The organism is Dietzia sp. Alg238-R159, assembly GCF_900537145.1.
Lineage (GTDB): Bacteria > Actinomycetota > Actinomycetes > Mycobacteriales > Mycobacteriaceae > Dietzia > Dietzia kunjamensis.
The window spans coordinates 1-9805 of the sequence record NZ_UNRI01000024.1; the positions used below are offsets into that span (position 1 = coordinate 1).

General features: G+C 66.9%; 7 protein-coding genes and 1 pseudogene. 4 read left to right on the forward strand and 4 right to left on the reverse strand.

The window, feature by feature from the left end; genetic code table 11:
• Positions 1-279: pseudogene (locus G6R20_RS18215) on the forward strand (IS1634 family transposase); the annotation flags it as partial.
• A 545-nt stretch (positions 280-824) separates the two neighbouring features.
• On the opposite strand, the gene G6R20_RS18220 reads toward G6R20_RS18215, so the two are convergent.
• Complete coding sequence (locus G6R20_RS18220; RefSeq protein ID WP_007633959.1) at positions 825-1400, reverse strand: ParA family protein; 576 nt, start codon at positions 1398-1400, stop codon at positions 825-827.
• A 1601-nt stretch (positions 1401-3001) separates the two neighbouring features.
• Here G6R20_RS18220 and G6R20_RS18225 point away from each other — a divergent pair.
• Positions 3002-4099 (forward strand): hypothetical protein, encoded by a 1098-nt coding sequence (locus G6R20_RS18225; protein WP_146776296.1) that lies wholly within the window; start codon positions 3002-3004, stop codon positions 4097-4099.
• Positions 4100-4127: 28 nt separating this feature from the next.
• Here the strand turns inward: G6R20_RS18225 and mobF are convergent, their stop codons facing one another.
• Complete coding sequence (mobF, locus tag G6R20_RS18230; RefSeq protein WP_274542184.1) at positions 4128-7667, reverse strand: MobF family relaxase; 3540 nt, start codon at positions 7665-7667, stop codon at positions 4128-4130.
• Positions 7668-7983: 316 nt separating this feature from the next.
• Here mobF and G6R20_RS18235 point away from each other — a divergent pair, with 316 nt between their 5' ends.
• Together G6R20_RS18235 and G6R20_RS18240 are read left to right on the forward strand one after the other, a co-directional pair.
• A complete protein-coding gene (locus G6R20_RS18235) occupies positions 7984-8292 on the forward strand; it encodes a hypothetical protein (RefSeq protein WP_163377256.1) in 309 nt (102 codons plus the stop codon).
• The gene (locus tag G6R20_RS18240) at positions 8276-8848 is read left to right on the forward strand and encodes a hypothetical protein (RefSeq protein WP_163377257.1); all 573 of its coding nucleotides are present in this window, start codon (positions 8276-8278) and stop codon (positions 8846-8848) included. Before G6R20_RS18235 ends, G6R20_RS18240 begins: the two co-directional genes overlap by 17 nt.
• A gap of 77 nt (positions 8849-8925) precedes the next feature.
• Here G6R20_RS18240 and G6R20_RS18245 read toward each other — a convergent pair whose 3' ends face one another.
• Positions 8926-9249, reverse strand: coding sequence for a hypothetical protein (locus G6R20_RS18245; RefSeq protein WP_163377258.1), 324 nt, complete (start codon positions 9247-9249; stop codon positions 8926-8928).
• 141 nt (positions 9250-9390) lie between these two features.
• A partial coding sequence (locus tag G6R20_RS18250) for a hypothetical protein (RefSeq protein WP_240341563.1) occupies positions 9391-9805 on the reverse strand: 415 nt, incomplete at its 5' end.

Sequence of the window (9805 nt, forward strand, 5' to 3'; positions counted from 1 at the left end):
GTCGAACAGTCCTTCCGCATGGCCAAGGCCGACCTGAGGGCCCGGCCGATCTTCCACCGCACCCGCGACGCGATCGAAGCTCACCTGACCGTCGTGTTTGCCGCCCTGGCCGTGGCCCGGCACCTGCAGGACGTCACCGGCATGTCGATCAAGAAGATCGTCACCACCCTGCGGCCCCTGCGCACGGTCACCGTCGCCATTGGCGACCACGAAATGCTCGTCGAACCCACAATCCCGGACGCTGCGCGAGCCGTCATCGACGCGATCAATGCAGGGTGACACTAAAACTTGTGGAAGTCAGGCCAGAACAACAGGAGCAGCTCAGGCCGGCACGACCGGCAGCACGGCCAACCATCAATCGGGCTCAACCCACAATTGCCGGCGAATGCGAACATGGAAAGTTCGCAGTTCAGACGCTGGTTGCCAACTCCCCCTCGTCACAGGGCGGGCTCGTCACGCGGCTAGGCGCCCGTGCTCGATGCTCGCACCGGACTTGCCTACTCACGATCTCTTCGGTGGCCGACACCATCAGCGGTATATACCTCGATCCGTTTCTGCCGACGACGGTTTTTACCTCTGGCGAAACTACTCAGGAAGTGCGTTTCGAATAGCTGCCTCGATAAACTCAGACACGGTCTCCCCTTGTTGGATGGCCGCGATCTTCGCTCTCCGGTACACCTCAACATCAAGCGCTAGAGATGTCTTCGTACGCCGAGGACCGGCCGGACGTGCGGCTTCAGAAGCAGAGAACGTTTCCGAGACCGGCCGGATGGGAGCTGCGGCCCGTGGGCGCAAACTACGGCTCACCGGTTCCGATTTGCCACTCATTTAGTCACCTCAACGATCTCGTCCATCAGGTCTCGATAGCCAAAGAAGCTTGTTGGACATGTGCCGAATGACTGGCGTATCGCCTGTCGCTTCCCAATCACATTCTCGAATACGAACACCCCTTCCGATTCAAGGGCCTCCTTTGTGAGCTCGAGCAGCTTAGTGCCGAGCTCAACGCTCGTGAGTAGGACACCAGCTGGCTTATGTGCAGCAGCCTCCAACGTCGGCCAGACGCGCTGGAGGTCCAACCCAGACGGCGCAGTGGGGACCACGACAACATCAGCCGCATCGATCGCGGCCTGAATGATGTCAGCAGCACCCGGAGGCGTGTCGATCACTGTGATGTCGCTACTAGATGCGCGCGAAAGCGTGATCTTGTTCGCGGGCGAGACTTGAAACGGCAAAGGCGCACTCCCCTCCGTCGCAATCTCAGCCCAACTAGTGGCCGACCCCTGAGGGTCCGCGTCTAGCAACTCAGTCGACTTGCCCTGCGCGCTCGCGACCGTCGCTAGGTAAATGGCGGTGGTCGTCTTACCGACGCCACCCTTGGTGTTAACTACCGCAATCTTCAAAACCCGCTACACCTCGATCTTCTTATACCGTGATACCGCTGTACCTATTGTGGTCATCACCTTGATACCAAAACTGCAGCACAGGAGCGCGCTAGCCACGCCGAACATCCCGAAATACCTTTGGACCGATAGCGGTACATCAGTAATCACCGTTAGACCGGTACTGGTGTTGCGGTGTGCACCGGTGTCGGTTGTGCGGTATATACCGCTACGGATGTGCCGCAGCCGCTGACCGCCGACAGAGCCGTAGGCGGCGCCAAAAACTCCACCTCACCTAGGCGTGTCGATAGGATTTGTGGCGCCAAGTGTGGGAGTTTTCCTCCCATGGCGACGAAGCAGCGGGGCCCCGGGCGACCGTCATTCGGCGAGCGCATGCGCGTGCCCGTCCGTATGGCCCCTGAGGTGTACGAGGCACTTCGGGTGGAAGCCAGGTCTAGAGGCGTCTCGATGTCTCAATACTTGGCTGACCTCGCCGCCATCGATCTTGGCCTGCCCGAGGCCGTAGTTCCACCTGCAGATGAGGAGGCAATTTCAGCGTGAAGCGGTGGCCGGCCCGCGCCCGGCCAACAGTTGAACACCCCGCAACCCTGAAATGACTGATCCCGGCCCACTGGCAGGTGGACCGGGATCGAAAGTCAAGAGTTCGAGTTACCGCTCAAACTCGGTGTTGCTCACCAATTAGGAGAGCTGTGCTTCCAGGCACCTCTCAGAGTAAGTCATACCCATCGGATGGTCCAGTCGATCCAATCGGCGTGTCTCGCTCTGACCGCGACAACGTCATATCCCTCGATTCCACCTGGTGGTGGGACTCTGTGGTGTGCGCGTGGAGTCCGCGCCCGTATGTGCGTGTCGACTCGCACAAGGCGCATACCTTCGCCGCCACCAGGCGTCTCACCGACGGCGCGCCGGGGGAGGGGACGCCTTTCGCCCTGCACTTGACCGATGAATCGGGCAAGTTTCGGCTCCTCGCGCTCGATTTTGACGCTCACCATGCTGGCTCAACGGCAGACACAGACCTCGCAGCGTGCACGGCTGCCTTGACTGCCGCGGGCATCGAGCACCTGGTGTGCTCGTCAGGACCTGGTGGGGGATACCACGTATGGATCCGGCTGAGCACCGCCGTCTCCGCGCAGCGGCTGGCACCGATCCTCGACGCTTTCAGCGCCGCGTGGCCCTCACTTGATCGGGGCCCGCTGTCCAATTCGCGCACCGGTTGTGTCCGCGCCCCGGGCTCGCCCCACCGCGCCGGCGGCACATCGATGCCCCTGACAGATCCGCATATCCGCCCGGTGTCCCTGCGGGCGTTGCGCACGCTGCTCACGCAGCTGACACAACCCCCTCAGAGCAAGGGCGCCTCCGCCGCCGGTGCTGGGATCGCGCCGGTTCCTGTGCACGTCGATGTGCAAGGCCATCCGTACCTGGCCGGGCCCAGACGCCCCCTGAACCCACAGATTCGTGCCCTTGCCCGCGCCCCGATCAGTGCCCGCACGGATGCCTCCGCGGTGGGGTGGTCGGTCCTGTTGGCCTGCGCCCACGCTCGAATGCAGTACCGCGACCTGCACGAGGCTGCTTTCACTGACCGTTGGCCCGGGTTGGAGTTTGTGCGGACTAGCCGCACCAGTGGCACCGAGCGCACCCCCCGATTAGACGCGACCGCCGAGCTGACGCGCCAGTGGGCCAAAGCCGTCACCGCAGCCAGCTACGCCCAGCGCAGCACTGCAGGACCCTCACCCACCCGCCAAGCCGCGGAAGCAGCCGTCGCCGACCTGCTCACTCGCATGGACGCCCAGCCCGGCCGGTGGGCTGGCAAGACAGGAGCTCAGGACCGCCTGGTGCTCCTGGCCCTGGCCGCCCGCACCCTCGCAGCCGCGACAGCGGAGGTGCACCTGTCCGAGCGCGACTGGGCCCTGGCCGCCGGCCTGACCAGGGACACCGTCGCCGACCGGCTGAAAGCGCTTGTCCAGCAGGGGTGGGTCGCCCGCGTGCAGCGAGCAGCCGGCCCCTGGGCGGCGGTGTGGTGGATCGTAAGACCCGGGGGCGGGGAACGAAGAAGTGGCGCAGTATTTACCCCGGAGATGCAGAGCCAGCTTGACGCTGAGCTCGAGTGCGCCCGTGAAGATATCTGGCACGCCCGCCCCTTGGGGGTGTTGGGCATGCGCGTGTGGGCCCACATGGCCGCTGGCCGCCTATCGGTGCGTGAGCTGGCGACCAGGCTCGGGATCTGCCCGGCGACGGTGCGCAGCAAACTGCGCGCACTGCGCTCTCTGGGTCTGTGCACCGCCGATGGCCGCGTGTACCGGAGTCGGTCGCGGCTAGCGCGAGCGGCCGTTGCTGCTGGTGTCGACGGCGCGCACGCCGATCGGGTGCGCCTGTACCGGCTGCATTCGGCGGTGTTCGTGTGGTGGTTCACCACCCGGCACAAGCCGCAGCGCTCCGACGCGCTGGCCGAGTGGGGCGAATTCCCCAACCCTGATCAGGCGGAACAGATCCACCCGACCGACATTGCGCTGGCCTACGGCGCCACCTCGACCGGCCCGCCAGTATCAGCCACCACCTGGGGCGCGGCGATGGCTGCCCAAGATCTTCATCGCGAGGCCGATCCCGACAGTTGGTGGGAGCTGGTCGCCGCGGCCCGCGCGGCACTGCCCGCCCCGGACATGCTGCTCGCCCCGCACCAGTGGGCTCGCACCGCAGCCTGACCATTGGCGCCTGACGAGCAGGGGCGAGTCACCACAAGTCGGGGGAGGAGTCGGTCGATGGCCCCCATGGCGAGCTCGTCGTGGGGTGAGTGTCCGGGTCGGGTTCGTGTTCTGCGGTGCGGGAGTCGAGGTAGGAGGCGACAAAGTCCTCGGCAGTGAAGGACGCTGCACGGGCTACCGCCTGGGCGGCAGGATCGGCGGTGAGGGTGCGATGGGTCTCTGCGAGCCAGGTGGTCAGTTCGGTGTCGCATCCCGGCATCGCGGGTGGGGGAGTGGGCAGAGCTGTGGTGTCGGTGGACTCGCGAGTCGCGTGACGTATCCGGTGGGCGATGACAGAGCCGGGCTTGTTGGCAGTGTCGAGGGTGTCGGTGGCGTTGTCCCATTCCTCGCGGGGGTCGAGGCCTCGGGTTGCTGCTTCGGTCCACGCGCCTTCCAGGGCCTGGTACTGGTCGGGGTCTGCCTCGAGCTGGTGGGCGTAGGCACGGGGGAGTGCGTCGATGTAGGCCGGGAGGGTGGCGGCGGCAAAGTCTCGGGCGGCGAGGTCAACGCCGTGGCGGTAGAGCTGCTCCAGCCGTTCGTCGCTGGTGGCGCTCTCGTACTCCTGGCGCAGGGTTTCGGTGGCCGAGGCCTGGTGGGTGTCGCGGGCCAGCACGCCAGCCAGCACCTCGTCTGCGGTTGGGGCTTGGTGGTCGCCGGCGGAGTGCATGTGTGCGTCCTCGGCGCCCGTGTCGAGGGTGGGTTCGCACACGGCGTAGGCGCGGTTCTCTTTCTTGCCGCGGGTCATGGCGACGTACAGGCCGGCCCGGTCCACGCCAGCGTCGATGACGGCGTGGGTGACATCGACAGTGGCGCCCTGGGCGCGGTGGATGGTGGCGGCGTAACCGAGGTGAATGCTCTTGGCGGCGTAGCTGGCGGGGATGAGCATGGCCTGCCCGGTGGAGGAGTCGCGCACCCCCAGTGACCCGTCGTCAGCGATGCCGGTGACGGTGAACAGTTGGCCGTTGATGACCCGTCCGAGGTAGGTGCGGTCCTCTGCGTACAGCTTGGAGTTGGTGCGGGCGATCACGGTGTCGCCGACACCAACCGTGTCCCCGCGAGCGACCCTGGTGGTGCGTGCGTCGTCGACTAGTCCGCGGGTGATCCGGTCGGCACGGATGACCTCGTTGAGAGTGTCCACATCGGTGTTGGTCGAGGCGATGATCAGTGCCTGGCGGCCCGCGGTGGTGTCGGCCAGGAACGCCTCGGCGGCCTGGGTGAGCATCTGCTCGCGGTGCCCTCCGGTGATCCAGCCGCGCTCGTTGTAGAGAGCCAGTGCGCCGGGATCGCCGTCGCGCAGGGCGAGGGTTGCGTCGGCTTGTTCGGTGTCTGCGCCCATGCGCACGACTTCGCGCAGCTGAGGCGTTCCCGGGGTGCGGGTCAGGTCGGCGAACAGACCGCCGGTCTCGACTGCCGCGAGCTGTTTGGGGTCGCCGATCAGGCGGAGGATGGCCCCGGATTCGGCGGCGATCTCGGTGAGCGCGGCGAGGTTCTCGGTGCTGGCCATGCCCGCTTCGTCGACCAGAAGCATGTCGCCGGGGCGGATCGTGCGCGGCAGTGCATCGAGGGTCTTTCCGGGCAAGGTGGGGTGCTGGCCGAGCCAGGTGAAGGTCAGTGAGTCGATGGTGTGGCAGTCGGTGCCGATGTCGCCCGCGAGGATGCTGGCTGCTGCTGCGGAGGGTGCCAGACCGATGACGGATCTGCCGGTGTCGTGCCAGGTTCGGGCGACGACCTTCATGGATGCGGTCTTGCCGGTCCCGGCCGGTCCCACGCCTGCGGCGAGCAGTGTTCCGGCACCGATGAGGTGCTGTGCCAGGGCAGTTTGTCCGGCATTGAGGGACCATCCCTCGGCCTTGGTGTGGGCGGCCAGCGCACGGTCGAGATCAGCGCGGGTAGCGATCACCGCGACCGGCGTGTGGGCCGCCTCCAGGGTGACGGTCTCGGCGTCGAGAACTGCCTGAGTGGTGTACTTCTCGGCGTTTGCGTGCCGGTCAATGCCGGCACCTTCCGGCCCGGTCAACGCACCCGGAAGGTCCAGACTCTCCGGCGGGGTCAGCTGCACCACGAGCTCTCCCATGGCGGTAGCCATGACCTGTTCGTGCGCCTGGTCCAGGGCCTCGGGGCCCTCGAATCGGTAGCCCTTGAGCAAGGTGGAGACGGCGGTCTCGACGTGGGAGCGGCGAAACTGCGCCCGGCGTGCGGTCACTGCTTCAACCGCCTGCTCGGCCACCAGGCGGGCGTGGACCCGGGCGTCGAACAGCTCCCGCGACACCTGGCTCCGACCCTGCCCGGTGACCTCGCCAACCACGCTGTCCACTGCGTGCGTGCCGACGACCTTTTCGGCCATCTCCCGCCAGGTGGCGCGGTGTTCGGCCAGGGATTGGGCGGGCTTCTTGGCGTCGCGGGTGTCGAGGATGGCCTTCTGCCACAGGGCGTAGGACGCCCGCTGGGAAGGCTGCCGATTGTTCTTCTCAACGTACTGCGCGACGAGTCGGTCATAGACCGGCCTGGCCAGGGCCCGGCGGGAGGAGAAGGCGTCGATCAGGCGGCGGTCGATGCCCTTGACCTCCCAGATGGGCGCCTTGTCCGGGTGCGGGTAGTTGGCCTGGAACTCCACGCCCATGCGACGGGTCAGAAGGTCGTGCAGGGTCGCGTCGTAGCGGGCCGAGATCGCCTGGTGCATCTGATGGATCGCACGGGAATCCAGCGACAACCAACGCCCGTCGGGAGCTTGGACCTTGTTAGCCAGCAGCACGTGGGAGTGCAGGTCCGGGTCCCCCCCTCGAGTGTCGAAGTGGGTGAACTCAGCCGCGATGATGCCGCCCGTCTTAACCTGCTTGATGCCGCCCGTTCCGACCCTGGTGTAGATCGCGTTGTTCTCGGCCCATGCCAGGGTTTCGGCCACGGCTTCGTGATGCAGGGCGGCCACTTGGGAGGCAGTCTTCTCATCGGCGAGCGCCCACAGGACGCTGACACTTTTCACCGGGGAGAACGTGAAGTCGAACCCGGCGACCGCTTGCTTGACCTGGTCGCGTTCACGGTTGACCCAGGCGATGACATCCTTGCCAGTGGCGTGTTCGTAACCGAACTTCTCGGTATAGAACGGGCGCGCGACCCCCTCGGCGATCTGTCCTCGTTCGTCGCTGGTGGGGCGCCGGCCCTCGGTGTGAAGGAACGCCTTTTCGGCCGCAGCGATGGCCTCTAGGACGTCGACCCCGCCGGTGTAGATGGGGAAGGATCGGCCGAGCTTGCAGGCCGACAGGCTGTGGCCGTCGGCCATCATCTGGTCGGTATCTGGGTGCAGGCCCTCGCCGTACAGGGCCGCCATCTGCGCTTCGGTGACGACCGCCCCCGCGATCGCGTTGTCCGATTCCAATCCGTCGAGCCCGCGCCCGATCCACGCGCCGGGTGGGGTGCCCTTGGCGGCGTAGTAGTCCGACAGGGCCATGCCTTGCGGGTCGGCGTCGTGAGTGGCAACCGAGCGCAGCAGATACTGGTATCCAGTACCTGCGTGCACCGCTCGAAGGCTCATCACACCCACCAGCGTATGCGGACCGAATCCGCGCGTCTACGCGTCGCAGCGCACGGCGCTGTGACCAGCAGGTTCCCGTCGTTCACTCGAAGTGCCTACTGTGTGTGGCAGTTTGTGACGAGCGACAGCGAGGATGAAATAGCGCGGTTCGTGCTGGGCGTGGAGCGGCGATCGGAGACCAGGACGGGGAGACGATGACGGCGGCATGGTGGTTGGGGATTGCGGCACGATGGGTGGGGCAATAGGGTCGGGTGTCATGGCGGGTACCAAGACTGATTCACGTTCACAAACCGCACGCGCGAGGGCTCGTCAGGCGATGGCCGACGAGCTGGAGCGGGCACGCAAGCGTGAGGCCAAGCTGGTCGCGGTGTTCTCGGCGATCGATGCCCGCGATGACGCGCAGATCGCCCTCGGTCAGGCGCTGGTCGAGCTTCGGGGCCTGGGTGTGGCGCAGGCCGACCTGGCGGAGATGACCGGACTGTCCGCCCGCGAGGTCGGGGCGGCGATCCGCGCCGCCAAGGACAACACCACCGACACCGACGACACGGTCAACGATGCCGACGGCGGTGACACGCCAGCGGCGGATCAGACCTCGGCGGACACCAACGGTGAGCAGCAGCACTGAGCCTTCCCCGGGCCGGTGGTTCGAGGACATCCCGCTGCCGGGAATGGACGCCCGTCCCCGGCCCCGGCCTGCCGCGAGGCGGTCCAGGCCGTACGACTCGACACTGCCTCCGACCGCGGCGGCGATTGCCGCGTTTGGCTCCCGTGTCGTGCGCGCCCCGGGCGATGGATGTCACATCTGGACCGGCGCCATCTCCGACGGATACGGACGGATCACCTGGCGACAAGGCGGCGTCAGCAGAACCGAGTACGCGCACCGCTTCGCCCTCCTGGTCGCCGGCCAACTGACCGCCGAGGCGATCGGTGAGCACCGCTGCAACGAACCCTTGTGCGTGCGCGTAGACCCGRACCATCTCATCGCCTCAACCCAATCAGCGAACCTGCTCTACGCGGTCGCCTGCGGACGCACCGGCATCATCCGCAACACCACCGAACGCCACGACCGGCACGCCCGCTCCCTCGCCGTCCGCGACGCGGTCGCCGGCGGCTGGAACCCCAAGGCCTACGCCCAAGCTTGCGGCAACACCGCGCCGCTAGAAGAGCCGCCACTGTTCTAGAATCGTCTCCACACACCTACAGCAATGGCCCCACCAAAGAGGTGGGGCCATAGCTGTATCGGTCGGGGTGGGAAGTGTCAGCGGGCGGCCGCCATGCGTCTCTGGCGGCGCAACTGCCAGTAACGCGGAATCGCCCACCGCAACGGCGTCTCGTCGATCACCACCAGCGCCAGACGCGACCGGTAATGCACGTCATTGCGGACCGCGAACGACCAGTGCCCGACAAACCACGACACCATCCCCAACGCCATCACCGTCGGCGCCCAGGAGCTCGACTGCGCCACCCCACAGAAGCCGATCACGGCGCAGATGCCTCCGATGCCGCGCGCCAGCGGCGGCACCAAAAGCGAGGCCACCGCGACCACCACCACGGCCTGTACCGCGGTCTGTAGATCCCACATGACACCCCTCCCGTGTTGGCGTTCGTCCCGTTACGGCCCGACCGCACCTGACGGAAGTCCGGGCCGCTTGTTCATTGCCTGTCCTGCTTTGTCAGTGTGCTCGCCCGGTCCGACACGACAAGACCATCACGGTGCGGATCGCTACTTGTCCCCGTCGGCCTGCCCGGAGGAACGAAACGCGTCCAACAGTTCACGCAAGGTGTCCGAGGTGGCCTCGGCGCGCACCCGGGCGCGGTCGGCCTCCTCGGCCTGGACGCGCGCCTGCTCCGCCTCACGCTGCATCGTCTCGAGTTGCTGGCCGACCTGGGCCAGCTCGGTGCGCAGCTGCTCGGCGTCCCGGACCGCCTCATCTCGGGCCGCGTCCGCGTCTGCTTGTTGCCCGGTGGCCGTCTCCGCCGCGGCGAGGGCGTCGGCCTCGCCCGCGCGCGCGGCCTCGAGCGCCACCGCCCTGGCCCCGTCTGCCTGCTCGGCGGCCCGCCTCCACGCCGCCGCCCACCCCCAGCCCCCCCTCGCCGACATCGCCTCACACAACCCCCGGCCCTCCGTGCCCCCCCCC